At 73.0% G+C, this 25,423-nt stretch carries 22 protein-coding genes and 2 pseudogenes; 13 read left to right on the top strand and 11 right to left on the bottom strand.

Annotation, left to right across the window (positions count from 1 at the left end; all coding sequences use genetic code 11):
- The 6 genes and pseudogenes from A5700_RS14410 to A5700_RS14435 form a co-directional block, all read left to right on the top strand.
- Nucleotides 1–79, top strand: a pseudogene (locus tag A5700_RS14410) (type VII secretion protein EsxI); the annotation flags it as partial.
- A 118-nt stretch (nucleotides 80–197) separates the two neighbouring features.
- On the top strand, nucleotides 198–1,100 hold the full coding sequence (locus A5700_RS14415) for an ESX secretion-associated protein EspG (protein ID WP_068075017.1): 903 nt from the start codon (nucleotides 198–200) through the stop codon (nucleotides 1,098–1,100).
- 266 nt (nucleotides 1,101–1,366) lie between these two features.
- Nucleotides 1,367–2,881 carry a type VII secretion integral membrane protein EccD gene (gene eccD, locus A5700_RS14420; RefSeq protein WP_068075019.1) on the top strand — a complete coding sequence of 505 codons (1,515 nt, stop codon included), beginning with the start codon at nucleotides 1,367–1,369 and terminating at the stop codon, nucleotides 2,879–2,881.
- Nucleotides 2,859–3,524: pseudogene (locus tag A5700_RS14425) on the top strand (S8 family serine peptidase); the annotation flags it as partial. The gene eccD and the pseudogene A5700_RS14425, both read left to right, overlap by 23 nt.
- A gap of 120 nt (nucleotides 3,525–3,644) precedes the next feature.
- Complete coding sequence (locus A5700_RS14430; RefSeq protein ID WP_068204814.1) at nucleotides 3,645–4,499, top strand: cyclodehydratase; 855 nt, start codon at nucleotides 3,645–3,647, stop codon at nucleotides 4,497–4,499.
- Between the two features lie 125 nt (nucleotides 4,500–4,624).
- Entirely contained in the window at nucleotides 4,625–5,980 is a 1,356-nt protein-coding gene (locus A5700_RS14435; RefSeq protein WP_156671222.1) for an AarF/UbiB family protein, read from the top strand.
- On the opposite strand, the gene A5700_RS14440 is transcribed toward A5700_RS14435, so the two are convergent.
- From A5700_RS14440 to A5700_RS14445, 3 genes are all read right to left on the bottom strand, one after another.
- Nucleotides 5,981–6,262, bottom strand: coding sequence for a WhiB family transcriptional regulator (locus tag A5700_RS14440; protein ID WP_068070369.1), 282 nt, complete (start codon nucleotides 6,260–6,262; stop codon nucleotides 5,981–5,983).
- Nucleotides 6,263–6,396: 134 nt separating this feature from the next.
- The gene (locus A5700_RS26120; protein ID WP_156671218.1) at nucleotides 6,397–6,558 is read right to left on the bottom strand and encodes a hypothetical protein; all 162 of its coding nucleotides are present in this window, start codon (nucleotides 6,556–6,558) and stop codon (nucleotides 6,397–6,399) included.
- 86 nt (nucleotides 6,559–6,644) lie between these two features.
- Nucleotides 6,645–8,738 carry an ATP-dependent DNA helicase UvrD2 gene (locus A5700_RS14445; protein WP_197502845.1) on the bottom strand — a complete coding sequence of 698 codons (2,094 nt, stop codon included), beginning with the start codon at nucleotides 8,736–8,738 and terminating at the stop codon, nucleotides 6,645–6,647.
- 341 nt (nucleotides 8,739–9,079) lie between these two features.
- Between A5700_RS14445 and mrx1 the strand changes: the two genes are divergently transcribed.
- Both mrx1 and A5700_RS14455 read left to right on the top strand, forming a co-directional pair.
- Nucleotides 9,080–9,334 (top strand): mycoredoxin Mrx1, encoded by a 255-nt coding sequence (gene mrx1 / locus A5700_RS14450; protein ID WP_068070367.1) that lies wholly within the window; start codon nucleotides 9,080–9,082, stop codon nucleotides 9,332–9,334.
- 41 nt (nucleotides 9,335–9,375) lie between these two features.
- On the top strand, nucleotides 9,376–10,077 hold the full coding sequence (locus tag A5700_RS14455; protein WP_082960501.1) for a sensor domain-containing protein: 702 nt from the start codon (nucleotides 9,376–9,378) through the stop codon (nucleotides 10,075–10,077).
- Nucleotides 10,078–10,080: 3 nt separating this feature from the next.
- Here the strand turns inward: A5700_RS14455 and nudC are convergent, their stop codons facing one another.
- The 4 genes from nudC to A5700_RS14475 form a co-directional block, all read right to left on the bottom strand.
- Nucleotides 10,081–11,004 (bottom strand): NAD(+) diphosphatase, encoded by a 924-nt coding sequence (gene nudC, locus A5700_RS14460; protein ID WP_068070365.1) that lies wholly within the window; start codon nucleotides 11,002–11,004, stop codon nucleotides 10,081–10,083.
- Nucleotides 11,004–12,074 (bottom strand): TrkA family potassium uptake protein, encoded by a 1,071-nt coding sequence (locus A5700_RS14465; RefSeq protein WP_068070364.1) that lies wholly within the window; start codon nucleotides 12,072–12,074, stop codon nucleotides 11,004–11,006. Before A5700_RS14465 ends, nudC begins: the two co-directional genes overlap by 1 nt.
- An 80-nt stretch (nucleotides 12,075–12,154) precedes the next feature.
- On the bottom strand, nucleotides 12,155–15,460 hold the full coding sequence (locus A5700_RS14470) for an ATP-dependent helicase (RefSeq protein WP_068070378.1): 3,306 nt from the start codon (nucleotides 15,458–15,460) through the stop codon (nucleotides 12,155–12,157).
- Complete coding sequence (locus A5700_RS14475; RefSeq protein WP_068204816.1) at nucleotides 15,457–18,606, bottom strand: ATP-dependent DNA helicase; 3,150 nt, start codon at nucleotides 18,604–18,606, stop codon at nucleotides 15,457–15,459. The genes A5700_RS14470 and A5700_RS14475 overlap by 4 nt, the downstream gene beginning before the upstream one ends.
- 123 nt (nucleotides 18,607–18,729) lie before the next feature.
- Here A5700_RS14475 and A5700_RS14480 point away from each other — a divergent pair, with 123 nt between their 5' ends.
- From A5700_RS14480 to A5700_RS14490, 3 genes are read left to right on the top strand one after another with little or no spacing between them, the layout of a single operon-like run.
- A complete protein-coding gene (locus A5700_RS14480; RefSeq protein WP_068070362.1) occupies nucleotides 18,730–18,933 on the top strand; it encodes a hypothetical protein in 204 nt (67 codons plus the stop codon).
- Between the two features lie 54 nt (nucleotides 18,934–18,987).
- Complete coding sequence (locus A5700_RS14485) at nucleotides 18,988–19,773, top strand: alpha/beta hydrolase (protein WP_068070361.1); 786 nt, start codon at nucleotides 18,988–18,990, stop codon at nucleotides 19,771–19,773.
- 2 nt (nucleotides 19,774–19,775) lie between these two features.
- Nucleotides 19,776–20,084 (top strand): MGMT family protein, encoded by a 309-nt coding sequence (locus tag A5700_RS14490; RefSeq protein ID WP_068070360.1) that lies wholly within the window; start codon nucleotides 19,776–19,778, stop codon nucleotides 20,082–20,084.
- On the opposite strand, the gene A5700_RS14495 is transcribed toward A5700_RS14490, so the two are convergent.
- The 3 genes from A5700_RS14495 to A5700_RS14505 form a co-directional block, all read right to left on the bottom strand.
- On the bottom strand, nucleotides 20,081–20,935 hold the full coding sequence (locus A5700_RS14495; RefSeq protein ID WP_068070359.1) for a TIGR02569 family protein: 855 nt from the start codon (nucleotides 20,933–20,935) through the stop codon (nucleotides 20,081–20,083). The genes A5700_RS14490 and A5700_RS14495 overlap by 4 nt on opposite strands.
- Nucleotides 20,936–20,971: 36 nt before the next feature.
- Complete coding sequence (gene moeZ / locus A5700_RS14500; RefSeq protein ID WP_156671223.1) at nucleotides 20,972–22,156, bottom strand: adenylyltransferase/sulfurtransferase MoeZ; 1,185 nt, start codon at nucleotides 22,154–22,156, stop codon at nucleotides 20,972–20,974.
- A 69-nt stretch (nucleotides 22,157–22,225) separates the two neighbouring features.
- Nucleotides 22,226–23,251: a DUF3152 domain-containing protein gene (locus A5700_RS14505; protein WP_156671219.1), complete on the bottom strand. Its 1,026-nt coding sequence runs from the start codon at nucleotides 23,249–23,251 to the stop codon at nucleotides 22,226–22,228.
- 198 nt (nucleotides 23,252–23,449) lie between these two features.
- Between A5700_RS14505 and A5700_RS14510 the strand changes: the two genes are divergently transcribed.
- Nucleotides 23,450–24,136, top strand: coding sequence for a TetR/AcrR family transcriptional regulator (locus tag A5700_RS14510; RefSeq protein WP_068070356.1), 687 nt, complete (start codon nucleotides 23,450–23,452; stop codon nucleotides 24,134–24,136).
- On the opposite strand, the gene A5700_RS14515 is transcribed toward A5700_RS14510, so the two are convergent.
- Nucleotides 24,123–24,392, bottom strand: a complete 270-nt coding sequence (locus tag A5700_RS14515) for a DUF3107 domain-containing protein (protein WP_082959884.1) — start codon at nucleotides 24,390–24,392, stop codon at nucleotides 24,123–24,125. The genes A5700_RS14510 and A5700_RS14515 overlap by 14 nt on opposite strands.
- 224 nt (nucleotides 24,393–24,616) lie before the next feature.
- On the opposite strand from A5700_RS14515, the gene A5700_RS14520 reads away from it, so the two are divergent.
- Complete coding sequence (locus A5700_RS14520) at nucleotides 24,617–25,423, top strand: MmpS family transport accessory protein (protein WP_068070355.1); 807 nt, start codon at nucleotides 24,617–24,619, stop codon at nucleotides 25,421–25,423.

Here is a 25,423-nt window from a genome sequence, read left to right on the forward strand (position 1 = left end):
CTCCCACGGCCAGAAGGTGCAAAGTGCCGGCAGCAACATGGCCAGCACGGACAGCGCCGTCGGGTCCAGCTGGGCCTAACCGCAACCTCAGGCGCGGCAGCACACCCGGAAGTGGTGTGCTGCCGCGTCCTGCGGTTATCGTGCAGTTTGAGCCCCTGAAAGTTTTGGGGACCGGCTAGGGACCGACAGAGGTATCGATGGACCAACAGAGCACCCGCACCGACATCACCGTCAACGTCGACGGTTTCTGGATGCTTCAGGCACTGCTCGACATCCGGCATGTGGCACCGGAACTGCGGTGCCGCCCGTATGTCTCCACCGACTCGAGCGACTGGCTCAACGAGCATCCCGGCATGGCCGTGATGCGCGAGCAGGGCATCGTCGAAAACGATGAGGTGATCGAGCACGTTGCCGCCCGGATGAGAGTGCTCGCCGCGCCCGACCTCGAGGTCGTCGCCCTGCTGTCCCGGGGCAAGCTGCTCTACGGGGTGGTGGACGACGAGAACCAGCCGCCCGGTTCGCGCGACATCCCCGACAACGAATTCCGGGTGGTCTTGGCGCGCCGCGGCCAGCACTGGGTCTCCGCGGTGCGAGTCGGCGGCGACATCACCGTCGACGATGTCGCGGTGGCCGACAGCGCGTCGATCGCGTCGCTGGTCATCGACGCCCTGGAGTCGATCCACCACGCGGAGCCGGCGGCCATCAACGCGGTCAACGTGCCGCTGGAAGAGATGCTCGAAGCGACCAAGTCGTGGCAGGAGTCCGGCTTCAACGTCTTCTCCGGTGGCGACCTGCGCCGCATGGGGATCAGCGCGGCCACCGTGGCGGCGTTGGGGCAGGCGCTGTCGGACCCGGCAGCCGAGGTCGCGGTATACGCCCGGCAGTACCGGGACGACGCCAAAGGCCCCAGCGCGTCGGTGCTGTCCCTCAAGGACGGGTCGGGCGGCCGGATCGCGCTCTATCAGCAGGCCCGGACGGCGGGTTCGGGGGAGGCGTGGCTGGCGATCTGCCCGGCGACCCCGCAACTCGTGCAGGTCGGCGTCAAGACTGTGCTGGACACCCTTCCGTACGGCGAGTGGAAAACGCACAGTCGCGTGTGACATTCGATGAAACATAGAGTTTACCAACGCCTTTGCACTCAACATGCGGTTGAGATGCCGACACGGCATACTTCTTGCAAAGAGCAGCAGCAAACCTTTAGCCAGTGTCACCACACTCTTAATCGCAAGGCGAGGCAGATGAAATCCGAAACAGTCGGGCCGCGCGGTCACCGGCGTCGCAACGCCTCGGTGAGTGCATCGGCACAGACTCCCGCGCGACGGGCGGCACGGGGTTACTCAATCATCACGGTAGAAAGTGCAGGGCGATGACTGCGGTAGTTGTTGAAGCACCACAGCCTGACGTCGAGGGAATCTCACAGCCTCAGGCGGTAGTCGTCGGCGTCATGGCCGGCGCCGGCGTCCAGATCGGTGTCCTGCTGGACGCCAACGCCCCCGTCTCGGTGATGACCGAGCCGCTGTTGAAGGTGGTCAACAGCCGGCTCCGGGAGCTGGGCGAGAGCCCGCTGGAGGCCAAGGGCCGCGGCCGTTGGGCGCTGTGCCTGGTCGATGGGTCGCCGTTGCGGGCCACCACCTCCCTCGCCGAACAGGACGTCTACGACGGCGACCGGCTCTGGATCCGGTTCATCCCGGACACCGAGCACCGCTCGCAGGTCATCGAGCACATCTCGACCGCGGTCGCCGCGGACCTGAGCAAGCGCTTCGCCGCGATCGACCCCGTCGTCGCGGTCCAGGTCGGTGCCTCGATGGTGGGCATCGGCGTCACCACCGCCGCCGGCCTGCTCGGCTGGTGGCGGTGGCACCACAACTCGTGGTTGCCCACGGTCTACGCCGGGGTGATCGGCCTGCTGGCCCTGGGCGTCGCGCTGATGCTGCTGATGCGCGCCCGCACACAACAGGACCGTCGCGTCGCCGACATCATGTTGCTGAGCAGCCTGGCGCCGATCTCGGTGTCCGCCGCGTCGGCGCCGCCCGGTGGGGTGGGATCGCCGCACGCCGTGCTCGGCTTCGGCGTGCTGACCGTCGGCGCGATGCTGGCCCTGCGGTTCACCGGTCGTCGGCTGGGCATCTACACCGCGATCGTCACCGTGAGCCTGGTGACCGCGATCGCCGCCCTGGCCCGGATGGTCGCCATGACCAGCGCCGTGACGCTGCTGACCACGGTCGTGCTGGTCAGCGTGCTGGTGTACCAGAGCGCCCCCTCGATCGCCCGCCGTCTGGCCGGGATCCGGCTGCCCGTGTTCCCGTCGGCCACCAGCCGCTGGGTGTTCGAGGCGCGTCCGGACCTGCCCACCACGGTGGTGCGTTCCGACGGTGGCCCGCCGGTCCTGGAGGGGCCCGCCTCGGTTCGCGACGTGCTGACCCAGGCCGAGCGTGCCCGCTCGTTCCTGACCGGGCTGCTGACCGGGCTGGGCGTGCTGATGATCGTCTCGCTGACCGCGCTGTCGGACCCGCACACCGGCCAGCGCTGGCTGCCCGTGTTGCTGGCCGGTTTCAGCGCCGGCTTCCTGATGCTGCGCGGCCGCTCCTACGTCGACCGCTGGCAGGCCATCACCCTGGCCGGAACCGCTGTCCTGATCGTCGCCGCGGTGGTGTTGCGGTACGCGCTGGTGCTGCAATCCGGCCTCGCGGTTTCGATCAGCGCGGCGATCCTGGTGCTGCTGCCCGCGGCGGGCCTCACGTCCGCGGCCGTGGTGCCGAACTCGATCTACAGCCCGCTGTTCCGCAAGTTCGTGGAATGGATCGAATACCTCTGCCTCATGCCGATCTTCCCGCTGGCATTGTGGTTGATGAACGTCTATGCAGCCATCCGTTACCGCTAACGACAAGAGGTGGCGGGGTCGCGCGTCCGGCGCGGCCCTTGCCGCCGTCTTACTTGCGTCCGGCGCCTTGGGCGGCATGCCGCCCGCGTACGCCGTCTCGCCGCCGACCATTGATGCCGGGGCGGTGCCGCCCGACGGCCCGCCGGGGCCACCGGCCCCGATGAAGCAGACCGCCTACTGCACCGAGGTCGGCGTGCTGCCGGGCTCGGACTTCCACGTACAGCCCAAGTACATGGACATGTTGAACCTGCAGGAGGCGTGGCAGTTCGGCCGCGGCGCCGGGGTGAAGGTCGCGGTCATCGACACCGGTGTGAGCCCGCACCCGCGGTTCCCGCACCTGATTCCGGGTGGCGACTACATCATGGGTGGCGACGGCCTGTCGGACTGCGACGCGCACGGCACCATCGTCGCGTCGATGATCGGCGCCGCCCCCGCCGGCGGCGCGGGTGCACCGCCCGCGGCCCCACCGCCGCGCCGGCCGGTCACCATCCCGACCACCGAGCCGCCGCCGAAAGCGCCGCCGCCGCAGACGGTGACCCTGTCGCCGTTGCCCCAGACGGTGACGATGGTTCCGCCGAGCCCGCAAGAGGAGCCGGCACCGGGACCGTTCGGCGCGCCGCCGCCCCCGCCGGCCGCCCAGCCCTGACGGGTTAGGCCCGCTCGCCGCGCCGGTGCCCGCGGGGCGACACCGAACGACCTGCGACGACGCGACCCTGTGGACAACTGAACGTGCCGGTCGCCGTCGCCGTGGCATCCTGCGGCGATGCCCTCGGCCGTCGCCTCCTACGCGCTGGACCCCGCGCTGCCCGTCCTGCTGCGCCCCGACGGCGCCGTCCAGGTCGGCTGGGACCCGCGCCGCGCGGTGCTGGTCCGGCCGCCCGCCGGCCTGGCCGCCGCCGAACTGGCGGGCCTGCTGCGCTCCATGTCCTCCCCCACCCCGTTGGGCGAACTGCAGCGACGGGCGCGCGAGCGCGGCCTGCGCGACGCCGACGGCCTGACCCAGCTGGTCGCCCAGCTCGTCGGCGCGGGCGTCGCCACCGAAAGCGGGCCCACGCCCGGGCGGGCGCCGTCGGTGCGGGTGCACGGCCGCGGGCCGCTGTCCGAGCTGCTGGTGGAGGCGCTGCGCCGCTCGGGCGCCCGCCTGGCGCACAGCAGCCAACCGCACGCCGGCGTCTCGGCCGCCGACACCGACCTGGTGGTGCTGGCGGACTACCTGGTCGCCGATCCCCGCCTGGTCCGCGACCTGCACAGCCAGGGCGTGGCGCACCTGCCGGTGCGGGTGCGCGACGGCACCGGGCTGGTGGGGCCGCTGGTGATCCCGGGGGTCACCAGCTGCCTGACCTGCGCCGACTTGCACCGCAAGGACCGCGACGAGGCATGGCCCGCGATCTGCGCCCAGCTGCGCGAGACCGTCGGGGTGGCCGACCGGGCCACCGTGCTGGCCACGGCGGCGCTCGCGCTCGGCCAGGTGAACCGGGTGATCGCGGCCGTGCGCGGCCGACAGGCCGTCCCCGATCCGCAGCCGCCCCAGACCCTCAACGCCACACTGGAATTCGACGTGGCGGCCGGCACAATCGTCACCCGGCACTGGGCGCGGCATCCCCTGTGTGCGTGCTGACGCCAGCCTGGCCGGGCGCACCGGCACCCACCGACTGTGCCGTTCGGCACACGGGCAGCGCCGATGCCGAGGTGGGCGCCAGCGGGTGTTACCGGATCGACAGCGCGGCCCCCCGACCGTCGTGGATGATGGGAGACGTGGCAGACATCAAGCGTGGCCGCGCTGCGCGCAACGCGAAGCTGGCCAGCATCCCGGTCGGATTCGCCGGCCGGGCGGCGCTCGGCTTCGGCAAGCGGCTGACCGGCAAGTCCAGGGACGAGGTCCAGGCCGAGCTGCTGGAGAAGGCCGCCAACCAGCTGTTCACCGTCCTCGGCGAGCTCAAGGGCGGGGCGATGAAGGTCGGCCAGGCGCTGTCGGTGATGGAAGCGGCCATCCCCGAGGAGTACGGCGAGCCCTACCGCGAGGCGCTGACCAAGCTGCAGAAGGACGCCCCGCCGCTGCCCGCCAACAAGGTGCACCGGGTGCTCGACGGGCAACTGGGCACCAAGTGGCGGGAACGGTTTCGTTCGTTCGACGACAAGCCCGTCGCCTCGGCGAGCATCGGGCAGGTGCACAAGGCGGTGTGGTCCGACGGCCGCGAGGTGGCCGTCAAGATCCAGTACCCGGGCGCCGACGAGGCGCTGCGCGCCGACCTCAAGACCATGCAGCGCATGGTCGGGGTGCTCAAGCAGCTCTCCCCCGGCGCCGACGTCCAGGGGGTGGTCGACGAGCTGATCCAGCGCACCGAGATGGAGCTCGACTACCGGCTGGAGGCCGACAATCAGCGCGCGTTCGCCAAGGCCTACGCCGACCACCCGCACTTCGCGGTGCCACGCATCGTCGCCAGCGCCCCCAAGGTGGTGGTGCAGGAGTGGATCCAGGGCATCCCGATGGCCGAGATCATCCGCCACGGCACCACCGAACAGCGCGACCTCATCGGCACCCGCCTGCTGGAACTCACCTTCGACGCGCCGCGGCGGGTGGGCATGATGCACGGCGACGCGCACCCCGGAAACTTCATGCTGCTGCCCGACGAGCGGATCGGCGTCATCGACTTCGGTGCCGTGGCTCCGCTGCCCGACGGCTTCCCCGTCGAACTCGGGGTCATCATGCGGTCGGCCCTCGACAAGAACTACGCGGTATTGCTGCCGACGATGGAGAAGGTCGGGTTCATCCAGAAGGGGCGGCAGGTCTCCGAGCGCGACATCGACGAGATGCTGCGCGCCTACGTTGAACCCATCGAGGTCGACGTCTTCCACTACAACCGCAAGTGGTTGCAGAAGATGACCAGCGTCGAGGTGGACCGGTCGGTGTCGCAGATCAGGACCGCCCGGCAGATGGATTTGCCGCCCAAGCTGGCCATCCCGATGCGGGTGATCATGTCGGTGGCCGCGATCCTGTGCCAGCTCGACGCGCACGTGCCGATCAGGGCGCTCTCCGAGGAGCTGATTCCCGGCTTCGCCGAGCCGCTGCCCAGCTCGACGGAGTCGGGCAGCCGCTAGCTAGGCGGCGACCTCGTCGGCGCCCCGGTCCTTGCGGGGACGCCCGCGGGGGCGTTTGTAGCTCAGGATGGCGCCGCGCTCGAAGATCTCACCGCCCCACACCCCCCACGGCTCGGCGCGGTCCAGCGCCTCCGCCAGGCATTGCCGGCGCACCGGGCAGCGCGCACACAGCGTCTTGGCCCGCTCCAGGTCCGTGGGGGCCTCGGCGAACCAAAGGTCCGGATCGCCTGCGTGACAAGGCAATTCCAGCGACGGCTGTCTGGGGACCGGCGATGCCGACATGTCCTGCTCACCTGCTTCCTGATCGGGGCTTCGTGGTGATCCGGACCAGGTGTGGGCGGGGATGCAGTCCCGACAAAGATGGCCACGGATCCTTGACTTTCGGGTCCGTGGCCATTTCGGGGGAAGACGGGGGTCTAGCGGTGACCCCGATCCACGGACGCGTCGGTCGCGGCGGCGCGATGCTTGGCACCGGCCGCCCAGGCGGCGGCCTTTCGGGCGGCCGAACGGGAGGTACCCGCGGACAGCGCCGCGCCGACCACGCCTACACCGAATACGTCGACGAGCATCGTGGCCACCTCCCTTCCTTCTCCGGACTGCGATTCTGAGGGTAAACGCTCGGCCGCGCGAACCACAAACGATTTTCTGACCTGCGGCGCAGGCCTCAGCGCCCCCGCACCAGGCTCAGCACGTCCGACCCGTACTGCTCGAGCTTGCGCGCGCCGATGCCGGGGATCGCGATGAGCGCCTCCTCGTCGCCGGGCCGCAGCTCGGCGATCGCGATCAGCGTGTTGTCGGTGAAGACGACGTAGGCGGGCACCTTCTGCTCCTTGGCGACGTCCGTCCGCCACGACTTGAGTCGCAACAGCAGGTCCTCGTCGACGTCGCCGGCGCAGGTCTCGCATCGCCGCAACATGACCGCCGCGGGCGTGCTCAACTCCCGGTTGCAGATCCGGCACCGGGTCGCGGCCCCACGGGTGCGCCGCGCCTTGGTGGGCATCGCGTCGGCGCGGGTCTGCGGGGCGATGCCGTTGAGGAACCGCGACGGCTTGCGGCTCTGCCGCCCGCCCGGGGTCCGCGACAGCGCCCAGCTCAGCGACAGATGCACCCGCGCCCGGGTGATCCCCACGTAGAGCAGGCGGCGCTCCTCCTCGACCGCCTCGCTCTCCGGGCCGTGCGAAAGCGCGTGCGAGATGGGCAGCGTGCCGTCGGCCAGCCCGACCAGGAACACCGCGTCCCACTCGAGCCCCTTCGCGGCGTGCAGCGACGCCAGCGTGACGCCCTGGACCACCGGTGGGTGACGCGCGTCGGCGCGCAGCCGCAACTCGGTGAGCAGCCCGGGCAGGTCGAGCTGCGGACGCTGCGCCACCTCGACGTCGACCAGCTCCGCCAGCGCGGACAACGCCTCCCAACGCTCCCGCGCGCGGGTGCCGTCGGGCTCCTCGCCCGTCAGGCCCAGCGGCTCGAGGACGGCGCGCACCACCTCGGGTAGCGGGCCCTCGGCGCCCCGCTCCGCCGCCCGCTGCAACGCCAGCAACGCCTGCTTGATCTCCTGGCGGGTGAAGAAGCCCTCGCCGCCGCGCACCTGGTAGGCGATGCCCGCCTCGGTCAGCGCCTCCTCGTAGATCTCCGACTGCGCGTTGACGCGGTAGAGCACGGCGATCTCCGACGCCGGGGTGCCGGACTCGATGAGCCGCGCGATCTCGGCCGAGACGGCGGCGGCCTCGGCCGGCTCGTCGGGATGCTCGCGAAACGCCGGCGCCGGACCCGGTGGCCGCTGGCCGAGCAGGTGCAGCTTGCTGCCGGCCACCCGGCCGCGAGCCGCGGCGATCACCTGGTTGGCCAGCGACACCACCTGCGGGGTCGAGCGGTAGTCCCGCTCGAGGCGCACCACGCTGGCGTCGGGGTAACGCCGCGAGAAGTCGAGCAGGAACCGCGGCGTCGCGCCGGTGAACGAATAGATGGTCTGGTTGGCGTCGCCGACGACGGTCAGGTCGTCGCGGTCGCCCAGCCACGCCGTGAGCACCCGCTGCTGCAGCGGGGTGACGTCCTGGTACTCGTCGACGACGAAGCAGCGGTAGCGGTCGCGGAACTCGTCGGCGACGGCGGAGTCGTTTTCGATCGCGGCGGCGGTGTGCAGCAGCAGGTCGTCGAAGTCGAGCAGCGTGACGTCGTCATCGCGGGCTTTGAGCGCCTCGTAGGCGGCGTAGACCGTCGCGACGCGGGCGGCGTCCAGCGGGGTGTCGCGGCCCTCGGCGGCCACGGCGGCCGGGTACTCCTCCGGCCCGACGAGCGACGCCTTGGCCCATTCGATCTCGCCGGCCAGGTCCCGGATGTCGTCCGTGCTGGCGTTGATCCGGCTGCGGCTGGCCGCGCGGGCGACGACGGCGTACTTGCTGTCCAGCAGCTGCCAGCCGGTGTCGCCGACCACCCGCGGCCAGAAGTACCGCAGCTGCCGACGCGCGGCCGCGTGGAAAGTGAGGGCCTGCACCGCGCCGACGCCGGTGCCGGCGGTGGCGTCGAGCGCGCGCAGCCGCGCGCGCATCTCCCCCGCCGCGCGCTGGGTGAACGTGACCGCCAGGACCTGCCCGGCGGCCACATGGCCACCGGCGACCAACTGGGCGATCCGGTGCGTGATGGTGCGCGTCTTGCCCGTGCCGGCGCCCGCGAGCACACACACCGGGCCGCGCGGCGCCAGCACGGCTTCGCGTTGCTCCTCATCGAGGGCGGCGGTGAGCGGGTCAACGACCGTCGGCATGGCGTCCATATCGGCCTCCCATACTGGCAGCCGCGACCGACAAACGGTCGGCACCGCCGCGGGCCGCCCGCGTGGCTCCGCGTGTCGCCCGGCGAGTTGCCGCGCCAGCGCCCGACTCCTGCGCATCCCGCTGCGCGGAACACTGCGTCGCCGGGCCCACCACACCGCCCGACTCCTGCGCATCCCACTGCGCGGAACACTGCGCCGCCGGGCCCACCACACCGCCCGACTCCTGCGCATCCCACTGCGCGGAACACTGCGTCGCCGGGCCCACCACAGCGCCCGACTCCTGCGCATCCCGCTGCGCGGAACACTGCGTCGCCGGGCTACGTTAACGAACTATGACCACAGCCCCGCTCACCGTCTACACCACGTCCTGGTGCGGTTACTGCCACCGCTTGATGACGGTGCTCAAGTCCAACGGCATCGCCTACGAGGCCGTGGACATCGAGCACGACCCGGCGGCCGCGGAGTTCGTCGGCTCGGTCAACGGCGGCAACAAGACCGTGCCGACGGTCAAGTTCGCCGACGGGTCGACCCTGACCAACCCGAGCGCGGCGCAGGTGAAGGCGAAGCTGGCCGAAGCGGGCGCCTGAGCGCTGCGGCGCCCGGGCGCGACGCCCGTACGATACTGACCATGGCGTCGAGTCTCCGGCCGGATCGCGTCGCGCCGACACCCCTTCCCTTTCTGCTCCGTCTCTCCCGCCTCGCCAGGACGCTGGCCACCGCCGTGGTTTGCGGCCTGGTGGCCCTGGCGTCGGCGTGCGCGGATCCGCCGATCGACCTGCGGGTCGAGCCGCCCGAGCACGCCTACGCCGAGTCGCTGATCGTCAGCCTCGACGACGTCCGGCACATCGCCAACTTCGAAGGCCTGCAACCGTATTCGTACGCCGACCGGCACCACCCGGTGCCCGGCAATCTGAACGCCCCCGGCCCCTGCCGGGCGGTCGGCAGCAGCGACCTCACGTTCACCGCCGGGTGGAAGGAGTTCCGCGCCGTCGCCTACAGCGGCACCACCGACGACCTGCGGCCGGGCGGCATCGCCCCGATCAACGAGGTCACCCACGCGGTCGCGCTGTACCGCGACGCCGACGCGGCGCGCGACGCGCTGACTCAGCTGCAATCGACGCTGGGACAGTGCGCCTCCCTGCATGACAAGGCCTACGAGTTCACTCTCAGCAAGCCCGACCCGTCGACCCTGCAGCTCTCCTCGGAGGGCTGGAGTCACATGTACCGGGCGAAGAACACCGTGCTGGCCTCCGTCGGGGTACTGGGCATCGAGCCGACCGACCAGATCGCCCACCGGGTGTTGCAGACCATCACCGAGCGCGTCAAGTAGCCCTCAGCCGATCGCCGCCCACGATTCGATGATCACGCGGGCAATCGAAATCGACCCGGGCAGAAGCAGTTTCGAGTCCGACGAGCTCGACCAGTCGCCCTGCGCCAGCGCCGCACGGACCTCGTCGCGGTTGAACCACGCCGCCTCGGCGATCTCGCCGTCGTTGAAAGCGAACTCTTCGGTGGGGTCGGCCACCGCGTGGAAGCCGACCATGAGCGACCGCGGGAACGGCCACGGCTGGCTGCCCAGGTACCGCACGTCGCGGACCGTCAGGCCGATCTCCTCGTGGATCTCCCGCGCGACGCACACCTCGAAGGACTCCCCGGCTTCGACGAACCCGGCGAGCAACGAGAACATCCGCTCCGGCCACACCGTCTGACGGGCCAGCACCGCCCGGTCGCCGCCATCGTGGACCAGGCAGATCACCGCGGGGTCGATGCGCGGGTATTCCTCCTGGCCGGTCACCGGGTTGACCCGCGCCCAGCCCGCCCGCGCCGGCCGTGTCGGCGAGCCGTCGACCGCGCTGAAGCGCGCCCTGTCGTGCCAATTGAGCAGCGCAACGGCCGTCGACACCAGCTGACTGCTGGTGTCGTCGAACACCGGGCCGAGGCCGCGCAGGTTGACCACCTCGGCGCGCACCCCCTGGTCTTCCGGGGCCTGCAGCGCCCCGCGCACGGCCCAGACGTGGCGACCGTCCTCCAGCCGGCCCAGGAACACCGCCTCGGCCGGCGGCTTGTCGGCCAGCTCCGTCGCCCGCCCTAGCACCACCCCGCCGTCGGCGACCAGCACCTGGCTGCGGCCGTCCACCCGCAGCAGCGCCGCGTCCGCCCACCCCGCGGCCGCGGCCTCGACGTCGGTGCGCAGCTGGTCGGCCCGGTCGGCGCCGACGCGAGACAGCAACGGCACGCTGCTCAGCTGAAAATCCACTAGTGCCCCGCGTTCCGCAGGTACAGCAACCGGTCGGTGGCCTCCACGGCGTCCACCTCGGGCGCGCCGATGCGCAGCAGCCGGCCGTCGCGCATCACCCCGAGCACGATGTCCCGCAGGTGCCGCGGCGAGCCGCCGACCTCGGTCTGCTCGACCTCCCGCTCGGCGATGGCCAGGCCGACATCCGGGGTCAGCAGGTCTTCGATCATCTCGACGACGCTGGGCGTGGTGGTGGCGAGCCCCAGCAGCCGGCCCGCGGTGGCGGAGGAGACCACCACCGAGTCCGCCCCCGACTGCTGCAGCAGGTGCTGGTTCTCGGCTTCCCGGATGGACGCCACGATCTTGGCGGTGGGCGCGAGCTCGCGCGCCGTCAACGTCACCAGCACCGCGGTGTCGTCGCGGCTGGTCGCCACGATGATGGACGCCGCGTGCTGCGCCCCGGCCAGGCGCAGGACGTCGGCCTTGGTGGCGTCGCCGTGCACGGTCACCAGGCCCGCGTTCGCCGCACCCTCCAGCGTGCCGCGATCGGTGTCGACGACCACGACGTCGCCCTGGGCGGCCTCGTCCCCGAGGATGGCGGTGACCGCCGTTTTCCCCTTGGTGCCGTAGCCGATGACGATGGTGTGGTTGCGCACTCTGCTCCTCCAACGCTGAATCTTCCACCCTTGCCGGGAGCGCTCGGAGAGCACCTCGAGCGTCGTGCCGACCAGGACGGCCAGGAACGCGATGCGCAGCGCGGTGAAGATTAACGTGTGCACCAGCCGGGCGGTCTCGGTGTAGGGGGTGATGTCGCCGTAGCCGGTGGTCGACAGCGAGACCGCGGAGAAATACAGGCAGTCCAGGAACGTCAGCGGCGCGTTGCGCACGTCGCGGTAGCCGGTGCGGTCCGCATAGACGATGAGCGCCGCGCCGAACAGCACCACCAGCGCGATGGCCACGCGGCGCACGATCACCCGGATGGGGCTCCCGTGATCCTCGGGAATGCGCAGGACGCCGACCAGTTGGTGGCCGCGCTGGGCCGTCAGGCTCTCGTTCAGCCCACGCAGCGTGCGTAACCTACCGTGGCGCACAGCGGTCCGTCGTCGGCTTCACCTCAGCGCATGTGACAGGCACGAGTCCATGTAACCACGGTCCCCGCCCGACGGCCGGGTCACGCGTCGGCGGCGCCGGCGCCGAGCAGCCCGGCCAGCTCCGCGGGGCTGGGCAGATCGTCGGCGCGGATCGTGGTGCGGGCGCGCACGTAGTGAAACGCCGTGCGCACCGACGCCTCGGGAACGCCGGCCAGCGCGGCCCACGCCAGGCGGTACACCGCGAGCTGGACGGCGGCCTGCCGAAGCGCGTCCGGGCCGCGGGGCGGTTCGCCCGTCTTCCAGTCCACGACCGTGGCCCCGCCGTCGGGGTCGGCGAACACCGCGTCGATGCGGCCGCGCACCAAGGTGTCGCCGATTGGCATCTCGAACGGCACTTCGACGGCAACGGGTGTGCGCGCCGCCCACGGCGATTCGGTGAAGGCCGCCTGCAGGGCGGCCAACTCGTGCGGATCCCCGACGTCGGCGTCGGCGGCGCCCGGTAGGTCACCGAGATCGAACAGCCACTCGGCGCCGTAGAACTTCTGCACCCACGCGTGAAAGGCGTTGCCCAGCAACGCGTGCGGATCCGGCCGCGACGGCAGGCGGTGCATCAGACGTTGCGCCGCGGCCTGCGGATCGCGCGCCAGGTCCACCAGGCCGCTGACCGACAGTTGACCCGGCAGGGCGCGGGGCGCGGGGGCGGCCAGCCGCGCCTTCTCGGCCAGCAGCGCGTCGACGTCGGCCGCCCACCCCTCGGCGTCGGCGTCCCCCGCCCCGACGCCGGCGACCGCGCAGTCCCCGGCCGCCATCGCCGCGGCCACCAGGGCCGCGCCGCGCTCGACCGCGTCGCGGCGCGCACCCAGCGGGTCGACCGGCCAGTGCGCCTCGACGGCGTTGTCGCGCAACGGGTTCGCCTCGCCGTCGGCCGGGGCGGGCGCCCAGTGCGCCACCTCCCCGCACGGCGCGCCAGCGGCGGCCGAGCGGTCGATGACGTCCTTGACCTCGCACAGGAACTCCGAGGGCCCGCGCGGCTTGATGCCGGTGGCGCCCCAGTGATGGCCCGACACCAGCAGGGTGTCTTCGGCCCGGGTGATCGCGACGTAGAGCAGGCGGCGCTCCTCGTCGACGCGCCGCTGTTCGAGCTGGCGGCGGTGCTCGGAGATCGTGTCCGACAGCTGCTTTCGATTGGTGACGGCGGACGTGTCGAGCACCGGGATGCCCAGCGCGCCGGTGGACGCGCGGTCCCCGCGCAGCAGCGGCGGCAACTCGGCGGCGTCGGTCAACCAGGTGCTGCGCGAGGCCGTCGACGGGAACACCCCGCCCGAGAGGTGCGCGACCGCCACCACCTGCCACTCCAGGCCCTTCGCGGAGTGCACGGTAAGGATTTGGACGCGGTCGCGCGCCGCCGCCACGGGCGCCGGCGCCAGCCCGTTCTCGACGGTCTCGGCCGCGTCGAGGTAGGCGAGCAGCCCCGCCACCGACGCCGCCGCCGGCGGGTCGGTGACCCGCCCCGCGGCGCCGGCCCGCTCGGCGTAGCCGGCGACCACGTCGGCGAAGGCGTCGAGGTGCTCGGTGCCGGCCCAGCCCGCCGCCCCGGCCGTCGCGCGGACCTCGCAGTCCAGGCCCAGCGTTCGCCGCACCTCGGCGACCAGGTCGGGCAGGGGGTGTCCGAGGTGGCCGCGCAGCGCGCTCAGCTCCGCGGCCAGCGCGGTGATGCGCCGGTGACCGGCGGCCGAATACGCCTCGGGCGGCCCGGGGTCGGCGATCGCGTCGGCCAGGCACGCCGCGTCGGCGTCCGGGCCGGCCGCCCTCGCGATCGACTCGGGCGAGCCGGGCGCGGGCGCCCCGGCACCGCCGCTCAGCGTCACCGCGCGCCGCCACAGGGCGGCCAGGTCGGCGGCCCCCAGACGCCAGCGGGGGCCGGTGAGCACCCGCATCGCGGCCGCGCCCGCCGTCGGGTCGGCCACCAGGCGCAACATGGCGACCAGCTCCGCGACCTCCGGGACCCACAGCAGCCCGGCCAGCCCGACGACCTCGACCGGCACCCCGCGGGCCCGCAGGGCGTCGGCGATGGGCGCGGCGTCGGCGTTGCGCCGCACCAACACCGCGGCCGTCGGCGGGCTGACGCCGTCGGCGCGAGCCCGCGCGTAGTGGGCGTCGAGCTGGTCGGCGATCCAGTCCCGCTCGGCCTGGACGTCCGGCAGCAGCGCGGCCAGCACGGTGCCCGGCGGGGCGTCCGGGCGTGGGCGCAACGCGTGCACGGAGACGGAGCGGCTGCGCGCCTCGGCCGAGACCGCGTTCGCCACCTGCAGGGTGGTCGGCGGGTTGCGCCAGCTGGTCCGCAGTTCACGGACCGGCGCGGGCGTGCCGTCGGAGCGGGGAAAGTCGGTGCTGAACCGCGGCAGGTTGGTGGCCGACGCACCACGCCAGCCGTAGATCGACTGGATCGGGTCGCCCACGGCCGTGAGCGCCAACCCGTCGTCGACGCCGCCGCCGAACAGCGCGGACAACGCGACGCGCTGCGCGTGCCCGGTGTCCTGGTACTCGTCGAGCAGCACCACCCGATAGCGGGCCCGCAGGTCGTCACCGACCTGCGGGAAGGCCGCCGCGAGCCGTGCCGCGGAGGCCATCTGCGCCCCGAAGTCCATCACCTTCGCGGCGCGCATCCGCTGCGCCAGCGCGTCGAGCAGCGGCACCAGCTCGGTGCGCTCGGCCTGGGCCGCGGCGAGCCGCAACAGCCATTGGCTGGGCCCGCGGTCGCGCTGGTAGGGGCCGGCCGGCAGGGCGTGCACGAGCCGCTCCAGCTCCACGTGGGTGTCCCGGAGCTGGGCGGTGTCCACCAGGTGCTCGGCCAGCGCGCCCCACAGCCGCAGGACCATCGCGGTGACCGCGGCCGGGGTCTTGTCGAGGTGCAGCTCACCGCGGTAGCCGGTCACCACGTCGAACGCCAGCTGCCACAGCTCGGTCTCGCCGAGCAGCCGGCTGTCGGGTTCGGCGGGCAGCAGCAGCCCGTAGTCGCGCAGCAGCGAGCCGGCGAACGCGTGGTAGGTGCTGACCGTCGGCGCGGCGTCGGTCTCGAACGCCGGGGCCCCGCCGGCGCCCAGGCCGACGCCGGCCAGCCGCCCCAGCCGCGAGCGGACCCGACGCAGCAGCTGCCCGGCGGCCTTGCGGGTGAACGTCAGGCCCAGCACCTGGCCCGGGTCGGCGTATCCGTTGGCGACCAGCCACACCACCCGCGCGGCCATGGTCTCGGTCTTGCCGGCCCCGGCGCCGGCGATGACGACCAGCGGCCCCGGCGGCGCGGCGATCACGGCGGCCTGTTCGTCGGTGGGCGGGAACAGCCCGAGGGCGCCGGCCAGTTCTGCCGGGCTGTAGCGGGCGCTCACGATGCCGCCCCGTCGCCGTGGGCGGGGCAGGCCGGGCGGACGGGGCAGTGCGCGCAACCGTCGTTGCGCCGCGCGACGAACCGCGGGCCGGTCGCCGCGTCGGCCGCGTGCCGCACGGCGTCGCGCCACTGCGCGACGCCCGCGGGGGTGAGCGGGTCCTGCTCGCGTTCCGCCGCCCCGGCGGCGCCCGTCTTGCCGACGTACACGAGCCGGGCGCCGCCGGGTTCGACGGCGTCGGGGTCGGCGGCGACCATGCCCTCGGCCACGGCCAGCTGGTACATCGCCAACTGGGCGTGCTGCTGGGCGTCGTCCTTGCTGACCGGCGTCTTGCCCGTCTTGATGTCGACGATCACCAGCCGGCCCGCGGCGTCGCGCTCCAGCCGGTCGACCCGGCCGCGCAGCCGCACCTCGCCGCCGTCCGCGCGCGGCGCGCCCAGGGTCCCGTCGATGTCGACCTCGACGCCCACCTCGGTCAGCGCGCCGCGGGTCTGCGCCCGCCACTCGACGAACGCCTCGAGCATCGCCCGGTGCCGGGCCAGCTCGTTGGCCGAGTGCCACTGCGCGTCGAAGGGCAGGTGCTGCCAGGCGCGCTCGAGGGCGGCGAGCAGCTCGGGCTCGCCGCGGTACGGCTCGGCGACCAACGCGTGCACCACCGAGCCGATCGTCGAACGCAGGTCGCGCGGGTTCGTCCCGCCGTGCCGTTCGGCCAGCCAGCGCAGGGGGCAGTCGCTGAGGGTCTGCAGGGACGACGGCGTCAGCGTCACGGCATCCGCGGCGCCGCGCAACGGCGCGCCGGTGCTGAGCGGGGTCAGGCCGTGCCAGCTCGACGGGTCGGCGCCCGGCACCCCGGCGGCGGCCAGGCGCGCCAACTGCGCCGCCGCGCAACTCCGGGCCGCGTCGTCGACCGCGCCGTCGGGGGCGCAGACCACGCCGCGCAGCCGGCCCACCAACGCCGCGGCGGACAACACCCGCGGCGCGGCGACGGGTTGCGCCGCGGCGAGATCGCCGCCGTCGCCGGCCCACTGGGCGATCTCGGAGAAGAACGGCGACGGCAGCGCGGCCTCGTCCCCCGCCCCGCCCGCGTCGCTGTCCACGGCCGTCACCAACACGCGGCGCCGGGCCCGGCCCAGCGCCGCCACCAGCAGCCGGCGCTCCTCGGCCAGCAGCGGCGCCCGCACCGACGCCTGCTCGGCCACGCCGTCGAGCGCGTCCAGCAGCCGCTGCGTGGCCAGCACCCCACCGCGCGGAACGGTGTTGGGCCACAACCCGTCCTGCAGGCCGGCGACGACCACGACGTCCCACTCGTGGCCGAGCGCGGCGTGCGCGCTGAGGACGGCGACCTGCTCGGCCGGTGCGACCGGTTCGGCGGTGGCACCCGGCAACTGCAGCGCGCTGACGTGCTCGATGAACCCGCGCAGCGACGCGCCCGCGGTCCGCGACACGTAGTCGTCGGTGATGTCGAACAGTCGCGTGACCGACGCCAGGTCACGGGTCGCCTGCGCGCCGCCGGGGCCGCCGCGCTCGGCCGCCGCCAGCCAGCGGCGCTGCAGGCCGGACCGCTGCCACGCCGCCCACAGGATGTAGCGCGGATCCTGGCCCGCGCGGTGGGACCTCGCGGCGGCGTCGAGCACGGCGCGGACCCGCTGCAGCGGGCGGAACTGCGGCGCCGGCGGGCACCCGGCGGCGCCGGACAGCGCCTCGGCCAGCAGTTCGGGAAGGTCCGCCGGCCCGGGGTGGGCGCGCTGCAGGGCGCGGCGCAGTTGGCGCAGCGTCACCGGGTCGACGCGGCCGAGCGGGCCGGTCACCAGGGCCAGCGCCCGCTCGCCGTCGAGCCCGTCGGAGGTGGCGAGCAGGACCGTCAGCAACGCCCGGACCGCCGGCTCCTCGGACACGGCGGCCCCGACCGCGGGCGCGGCCACCGGCACCCCGGCGGCCGCCAGTGCCCGCGGCAGCCGGGCGCCGGCGCGCGGCACCGACCGCACGACGACCGCCATCTGTGACCACGGCACGCCGTCGAGCAGGTGCGCGCGGCGCAGCGTGTCGGCGATCAGCGCCGCCTCGGCGTGCTCGGACGCGGCCAGGCGGACCGTCACGGAGCCGTCCTCGGCGCCGGTGCCCTCGATCCGCCGGCCGGGGCCGCTGCCGGGCAGCCGGCCCGCGATGCCGCTGACGGCGCGCGCCACCGCCGGCGCGCAGCGATGCGACACCGTCAGCGTCACCGACGAGGTTTGCGGACCCGCGTCGTCGAGGAGGCTCGCGGATTCGCCGCCGCGGAAGCCGAACACCGCCTGGTTGGGGTCCCCGGCGATCAGCGCCGCGTCGGCCCCGGCCGCCAGCACGCGGACCAGCCGGGCCGCCTGCGGGTCGAGCTGTTGGGCGTCGTCGACCAGCAGGACCCGGATGCGGGCGCGCTCGGCCGCCAGCAGCTCGGCGTCCATGGCGAACGCCTCCAACGCCGCGCCGACGAGTTCGGCGGCGCCCAGCGCCGGCGTGGTCGCCTGCGGCGCCGCCGTGCCCGCCGCCGCCCGCAGCAGCATCACCTGCTCGTACTGCCGCGCGAACTGGCCGGCGGCCGTCCACTCCGGCCGGCGGCTGCGCCGGCCGAGGCGCTCCAACTCCTGCGGGTCGACGCCGCGTTCGGCGCAGCGCGCCAGCAGGTTACGCAATTCGGTGGCGAAGCCCGCGGTGCCCAGCGCGGGCCGCAGCGGCGCCGGCCACGCCACCGCCGAGCGGGGACCGTCGGCGATGTCACCGGCCAAGAGCTCGCGGATGATGGCGTCCTGTTCGGCGCTGGTCACCAGCCGCGGGGGCGCGTCGCCGGTGCGCTCGGCGGCCCGGCGCAACACCGCGTAGGCGTAGCCGTGCACGGTGCGCACCAACGGTTCGCGCACGGCGGCGCGCCCGGCGCCGGCGGGGCGCGAGTTGAGCAGCGCCGTCGTCAGGCCGCTGCGGGCCCGGGCGCCGAGGCGGCCCGAACCGGTAAGCAGCAGAAGCGATTCCGGCTCGACGCCGGCGCGGATCCGGGCGATCGCGGCGTCGACGAGCAGGCTGCTCTTGCCCGTGCCGGGACCGCCGAGGATGCGCACCCGGCCGCGCGCGCCCGGGTCGAGGACGGCGTGCGCGTCGGCACCCCACGTGTACGGCATGAGGGCATGACACCACGGGGGTCCGACAAGGGCCGCGACCTCGCGGGCCGACGCCGCCGCGCCGCGGCCCCTACCCTGGAGGGCGCAAGCAACCCGACGAAACGCAAAGGAGGGCTTTCGGTCGTGAGGGATGACGAACGCGGGTTTCCCGCCGACGAGGCTCCGGAGGGGGACGCCGTGGAGCAGCTGCAACCGGTCGACCCCGACGACGAGGTCGGCCTGGACGTCGGCTACGTGAACGCCGGCGAGCGGGAGGCCAACGAAGCCGACGTGATCGAGCAGGCCTACGTCGTCTCCGGCGAGGACGAGTGGGACGACGATCGCTGAGCCGCTGCCGGTGCCCATACCGGTCCCATCGCGGGCACCTGGCACGATCGACGGGTGACCGCTGAGCTGCACGTGCACCGCTTCGGGCCGCCGGGCGCGGTCGACGTCCTGGCCCTGCACGGGTTGACCGGCCACGGGCAACGCTGGCAGCACCTGGCCGGGCTGCTCCCCGAATTGCGCTTTGCCGCACCGGATCTGGTGGGGCACGGCAGGTCGTCGTGGGCGGCGCCCTGGTCCATCGACGCCAACGTCGCGGCGCTGGGCGCGCTGCTCGACGACGCGGCCGACGCGCCGGTGCTGGTCATCGGGCATTCGTTCGGCGGGGCACTGGCCATGCACCTGGCCGCCGCCCGGCCGGACAAAGTGGCGGCCCTGTTGCTGCTCGACCCGGCCGTCGGGCTCGACGGCGCGTGGATGAGCGACATCGCCCAGGCGATGTTGTCCTCGCCCGACTACCCCGACGCCGACCAGGCGCGGCAGGAGAAGGCGCACGGTTCCTGGTCGGACGTCGACCGGGACCTGTTGGACGCCGAGATCGACGAGCACCTGATCGAGCTGCCGAACGGCCGCTATGGCTGGCGGGTCAGCCTGCCCGCGATGATGTCGTACTGGAGCGAGCTGGCCCGCCCGGCGGTGCTGCCGCCGGCGGACACGGCGACGGTCCTGGTGCGCGCCAACTGGACGTCGCCGCCGTACGTGACCGACCAGCTGACCGGCGCCCTGCGGCAGCGGCTGGGCGCCGGGCTGCGGCTGCTGAGCTTCGAGTGCAACCACATGGTGCCCTACGCCAAGCCGGACGAGGTCGCCGCGCTGGCCCGCGAGCTCCGGCAAGGCCGCTGACCGTGGCGCCGGTCACCGACGAGCAGGTCGAGCGGGTGCGCGGGCTGGTGGCGGCGGTGCCGCCCGGCAGGGTGGTGACCTACGGCGACATCGCCGCCGTCGCAGGGCTTTCCAGCCCCCGCATCGTCGGCTGGATCATGCGGACCGACTCCTCCGACCTGCCGTGGCATCGGGTCATCACCGCGTCGGGACGCCCCGCGCAGCACCTGCGGACCCGGCAGCTGGAACTGCTGCGCGCCGAGGGGGTGCTCGCCGTCGACGGCAGGGTCCCGTTGGACGCGGTCCGCTACGAATTCCCGTCCGGCGCCTAGAGCACCAGCCGGACCAGCGCCGCCGTGCGGGCCAGCCCCGGGAAGGCCTCGGCGGTCGACCGCGGGTGCAGGGCGTGCACGGCCAGGCGGAACATCAACGCGCGCAACAACATCTGCGGCCACTCCGGCAGGGCGTTCCAGCGCTCGATGAGCCCGTCGTCGGCGTCACCCCAGGACAGGGCGTCGACCACCACGACGCCGGCGGCCCACGACGCGGGACGCCAGTAGGGGGTGATGTCGGTGATCCCGGGCGCCGCGGTGCCCACGAAAAGCACTGTGCCGTACAGGTCGCCGTGCACCAGCTGGTTGGGGCTCTTGGTCGGCCTGCGCAGCGTGGCGAGCTGCTCGACGAGCTCGACGGAGCGCTCCGCGTCGGCGGTCGGCGGGGCCACCCGCGCGCCCGGCGGCACCGAACCCAACGGCCGTTCCTCCCAGGCGGCGCGGTCGGCGGCGATGAAGATGTCGACGTCGCCCCACGGCGCGGTGGGGCCCTGGGTCAGGAACCGCGGGCGTTCGAGTTTGCCGGTGGCCTCGTGCAGGCGCACCGCCGCGGAGACCACCTCGTCGTGCCGGGGTTCGGGCGTGCCCGCCACGAACGTGTCGGCCCGCCAGCCGGACACCACGTAGCGCCCGTCGGTCGAGCGGACGGGTCGGGCCAGCCGGACGCCGTCGACGAACAACGTCTCGCGCACGCGCGCCGACCACGCCGCGCGCGCGTTGTCGGCCACCAGCGACAGGACGACTTCACCGCAGCGCCAGCCGCCTTCCCAATTGGCGCCCAGATAGACGGGTTTGACGCCGCCCAAGCCGAACGCCGAGAGCACATGGTCCGGCGGCGGCTCGACAGTCACACCGGTACTCTAAACGAGGCCGCCGGCGCGACCGGATCAGTACAGGACCATGTCGGGCTGCATCTGCTCCGCCCAGGCCACGATGCCGCCCTGCAGATGCACCGCGTCGGTGAAGCCGGCCTCGCGGATCTGCTCCAACGCCCGCGCCGAGCGCACCCCCGTCTTGCAGTAGAGCACCGTCTTGCGGTCCCGCGGCAGCTTTGCCAGGCCCTCGGCGGAGGCGAGCAGCGACTGCGGGATGAGCTGCGCCCCGTCGATGTGCACGATGTCCCATTCGACGGGCTCGCGCACGTCGATCAGCGCTGGCCGGGCGCCGGAGTCCAGCAGGTCCCGCAGTTCCCGCGGCGTGATGGTGGAACCGCCGTCGGCGGGCGCCGGTTCGGGCGCCACGCCGCACACCTGGTCGTAGTCGATCAGCTCGGTGATGGCGGGCCGGAACGCCTCGGCGGGGTCCCTGCGGATCGCGATGGTGCGATACGTCATGGCCAGCGCGTCGTAGATCATCAACCGGCCGAGCAGCGACTCGCCCAGCCCGGTGATGAGTTTCACCGCCTCCGTGGCCATCACCGACGCGACAGAGGCGCACACGACGCCCAGCACGCCGCCTTCGGCGCACGAGGGCACCGAGCCGGCCGGCGGCGGCTCGGGGTAGAGGTCGCGGTAGTTCAGCCCGCGGCCACCGGGCGCGTCCTCCCAGAACACCGACACCTGGCCCTCGAACCGGTAGATCGACCCCCACACGTAGGGCTTGCGTGCCAACACCGCCGCGTCGTTGACCAGGTACCGGGTCGCGAAGTTGTCGGTGCCGTCGACGATCAGGTCGTAGCGCCCGAACAGATCGAGGGCGTTGCCGCGGTCCAGGCGGACCTCGTGCAGGCACACCTCGACGAGCGGGTTGATCGCGGCGATCGACTCGCGGGCCGACTGCGCCTTGGGGCGCCCGACGTCGGCGACGCCGTGGATGATCTGGCGCTGCAGGTTGGACTCGTCGACGACGTCGAAGTCGACGATGCCGATCGTGCCGACGCCGGCGGCGGCCAGGTACAGCAGCGTGGGCGCACCCAGGCCGCCCGCGCCGATCACCAGCACCCGGGCGTTCTTCAGCCGCTTCTGCCCGTCGACGCCGAGGTCGGGGATGATCAGGTGCCGGCTGTAGCGCGCCACCTCGTCGCCGGTCAGGTCGTCGGCGGGCGCCACCAGCGGCGGCAACGGCGTGGACACGGTGCTCATCTCCTCGATCGCGGGTCTGCCACCATCACAGCAGCCACCCGCCGCGACGGCAACGAACGGCTAGGCGATCGGGAACGGCCAGGGGTTGAACCGACAGGTCTTGCCGTCGGCCTTGACCACGTCGGGGTCGAACTGGGCCGCGTCGTTGTTCGACGTCGAGAAGGTCTGCTGCATCATCACCGGCGCCAGGGCGCCCTGCTGTTCGCACGCCTCGTGGTGCAGGTAGCCGATGGCGTGGCCGACCTCGTGGTTGATCACGTACTGCCGGTAGGAGCCGATGTCGCCTTCGAACGGGACGGCGCCGCGGATCCAGCGCGCCTCGTTGATGAACACCCGCGCCTCCTTGTTGGGCCCGTAAACCGGGTTGTAGCAGGAGGTTTCCAACCGGAACTCGTAGCCGCAGCCCTCGCGCACGGTGACGGGGGAGACCAGCGAGACCCGGAAGTCGGGCTTACCGTCGTCGATCCGGATGAACGCGAACTGCGGGTTGTGCGTCCAGCTCTTGGGGTTGTCCAGGGTCTGGTCCACCATCTCGGCGAACGCGTTGTCGCCGCCGAACATCGCGGGGTCGACGCCGTTCTCGACCTCGACGGAGTACCGGAACACCTTCATGGTGCCCTGCCCGATCTGCGGCGTGGTGCCCGGCACCACGTGCCACGTCTTGTCCCCGGCCTCGGTGAACGGCCCGCCGTTGGGCAGCGTCCCGGCGGGCAGGTTGGCGTCGAAGGCGGCCAGCCCGCGCGGCGGGGCGTCGATGATCGAGGTGCCCAGCGAGCCGATCGGCTGCGGGCTCTGCGTGGGCTGACTCGCCAACGGGGCGGTGGCGGCGGTTCCGGTGACCGTCTGGTAGACGACCACGACGGTGACCACGGCCAGGACCGGCAGCGCGTAGGCCCGCCAGCCGTAGGTGGAGACGAACCGGCCCAGCCAGGTCTGCTTGCGCCACTGGCGTGGCCGCTCCCGGTCGGAGCGCACCCGCCCGGCGTCCCGCGCCAGCGGGTCGCGCAGGGCCCGCAGCGGCTCGCGCCACTCGTCGCGCAGCACCGGCGCTCGGCCGGCGCCGCGGGCGGGCCGCTGCGACGTCATTTTCCCAGGATTGCACAACCCGCCCTGCGGGCCGCCCGTGGCGCGCCCGAGCCGGCCCCGCGACACCGCCGCTGCCTGCGGCGACGGCGGCGACGGCGGTCACCGAGCTGTTACGGGTAGTAAGGTCTTTCAACAACGAGTAGCGCGGCGGGCCGGTGGAGCCGATGCCCGGTTGCCGACCGATCAGATGAGGACTCGATGAGCGAAGTCGCCAAAGCGCCGGCACGGCGTGCCGTCAAAACGGGCGATCGCGCTCGGCCCGCCGACGGGCTGGCGGCCTCCAGCCGGCGCGGCAACCGGCTGCCCCGCGACGAGCGCCGGGGCCAACTGCTGGTCGTCGCCAGCGACGTCTTCGTCGACCGCGGCTACCACGCCGCGGGCATGGACGAGATCGCCGAGCGCGCCGGCGTCAGCAAACCCGTTCTGTACCAACACTTCTCGAGCAAACTCGAGCTGTACCTGGCCGTGCTGGCCCGGCACGTGCACAACCTAGTGTCGGGCGTGCAGCAGGCGTTGAGCACCACCACCGACAACCGGCAGCGCCTGCACGCCGCGGTCCAGGCGTTCTTCGACTTCATCGAACACGACAGCCAGGGCTACCGGCTGATCTTCGAAAACGACTACGTGACCGAGCCCGAGGTGGCCGCCCAAGTGCGGGTGGCCACCGAATCCTGCATCGACGCGGTGTTCGCGTTGATCAGCGCGGACTCGGGCCTGGACCCGCACCGCGCCCGGATGATCGCCGTGGGCCTGGTCGGCATCAGCGTGGACTGCGCCCGGTACTGGCTGGACTCCGACCGCCCCATCTCCAAGGCCGACGCCGTCGAGGGCACCGTCCAGTTCGCCTGGGGCGGCCTGTCACACGTGCCGCTTACTCGCTCTTAGCGCCCTTGGCGGCGAGCTTCTCGGCGCCGATGCCGAAGCCGACCCGGCGGGCGTCGGCCGCGCCGATCTCCACGTAGGCGATCTTGCCGGTGTGGATCAGGTAGCGACGGCCCCGCTCGTCGCTGAGCTTGAGCAGGCCCGGACCCGCGCTCAACGCCTGGCCGACCGCCTCCTCGACCTCGGCGGGCGTCTGCGCGCTGGCGATGACCAACTCGCGCGGACTGTCCGTGATCCCGATCTTGACCTCCACGGTCACCCCTTCCGTCGGCCCTTCCGTTGGCCCTTCCGTTGGCGCTGCCGCCGCGAACCCGTCAGCAGCAGGCTAGTGGACGCGGGCGACCCGCATCCGCCACAGCCCCCGCCGGACGGTTCGCGGTCAGCGAAACCCCGGGTCGCGAACGGGTAACGATTCGCTACCGGGTGGGCGTACACCAATGTCGGACGACCGAACCGTGCTGTCCCGTCGCTAACTTCGGCGCCATGGGTACCACCTTGCCCCGCCTCACCGACCGGATCCGGGCTTACCCGGACGAGGACCGCTACCGCTCGTACCGGGCCTCCGACGAGTCCTACGACTCTTACGGCTCCTACGACGAGGGTCACGACGAGGACGTCGACGCCGACCTCGACGGGGACGCGTACGTCGACGACGACTACAACTGGACCGGCTGGCCGGCGAACCCGCGTTGGCGCCCGGCGACGGCCGTCCTGGGTGCCGTCCTGGCCCTGGGCGCCATCGGCACCGCGGTGATCATCAACAGCGGCGACAGCGCGTCCACGAAGGCAACCCTGGGGGCGCCCACTGCCCAACCCGCGAGCTCGGCGTCGGTGACGACGAGCCCGTCGGCGTCGCCCAGCGCGGCCCCGGCGCCGTCACGCACCGCGCAGCTGCCCCAGGAGACCGTGACCACCATCACGCCCAGCGCGGCGCCCGGCACCCTGCCGGCCCTCGCCCCGGCCGCCACGCCCACCGCGGCGCCGCCCCTGGCCGCCGCGCCGCCCGCGGCCGCGCTGAACCCGCGCACCGTGGTCTACAGCGTGACCGGCACTAAGCAGCTGCTGGATCTGGTCAACATCGTCTACACCGACGCGCGGGGCTACCCGCAGACCGAGTTCAACGTGTCGCTGCCCTGGTCGAAGGTGGTGGTCCTGAACCCGGGCGTGCAGAACCCGTCGGTCGTCGCGACGAGCTTCCTCGGGCAGCTGAACTGCTCGATCGTCAACTCCGCCGGGCAGGTCGTGGTGGCGGCGGGCAACAACTCCAGCCTGGCGAGCTGCGCGCGCTGA

Source organism: Mycobacterium sp. E1214 (assembly GCF_001666755.1).
Taxonomy (GTDB): domain Bacteria; phylum Actinomycetota; class Actinomycetes; order Mycobacteriales; family Mycobacteriaceae; genus Mycobacterium.

Excerpts from the sequence above, each read along its gene's own strand:
- A5700_RS14415 (WP_068075017.1), top strand. The coding sequence starts at position 198 with ATGGACCAACAGAGCACCCGCACCGACATCACCGTCAACGTCGACGGT.
- eccD (WP_068075019.1), top strand. The coding sequence starts at position 1,367 with ATGACTGCGGTAGTTGTTGAAGCACCACAGCCTGACGTCGAGGGAATC.
- A5700_RS14430 (WP_068204814.1), top strand. The coding sequence starts at position 3,645 with ATGCCCTCGGCCGTCGCCTCCTACGCGCTGGACCCCGCGCTGCCCGTC.
- A5700_RS14435 (WP_156671222.1), top strand. The coding sequence starts at position 4,625 with ATGATGGGAGACGTGGCAGACATCAAGCGTGGCCGCGCTGCGCGCAAC.
- A5700_RS14440 (WP_068070369.1), bottom strand. The coding sequence starts at position 6,262 with ATGTCGGCATCGCCGGTCCCCAGACAGCCGTCGCTGGAATTGCCTTGT.
- A5700_RS14445 (WP_197502845.1), bottom strand. The coding sequence starts at position 8,738 with ATGCCGACGGTCGTTGACCCGCTCACCGCCGCCCTCGATGAGGAGCAA.
- mrx1 (WP_068070367.1), top strand. The coding sequence starts at position 9,080 with ATGACCACAGCCCCGCTCACCGTCTACACCACGTCCTGGTGCGGTTAC.
- A5700_RS14455 (WP_082960501.1), top strand. The coding sequence starts at position 9,376 with ATGGCGTCGAGTCTCCGGCCGGATCGCGTCGCGCCGACACCCCTTCCC.
- A5700_RS14475 (WP_068204816.1), bottom strand. The coding sequence starts at position 18,606 with ATGCCGTACACGTGGGGTGCCGACGCGCACGCCGTCCTCGACCCGGGC.
- A5700_RS14505 (WP_156671219.1), bottom strand. The coding sequence starts at position 23,251 with ATGACGTCGCAGCGGCCCGCCCGCGGCGCCGGCCGAGCGCCGGTGCTG.
- A5700_RS14510 (WP_068070356.1), top strand. The coding sequence starts at position 23,450 with ATGAGCGAAGTCGCCAAAGCGCCGGCACGGCGTGCCGTCAAAACGGGC.
- A5700_RS14520 (WP_068070355.1), top strand. The coding sequence starts at position 24,617 with ATGGGTACCACCTTGCCCCGCCTCACCGACCGGATCCGGGCTTACCCG.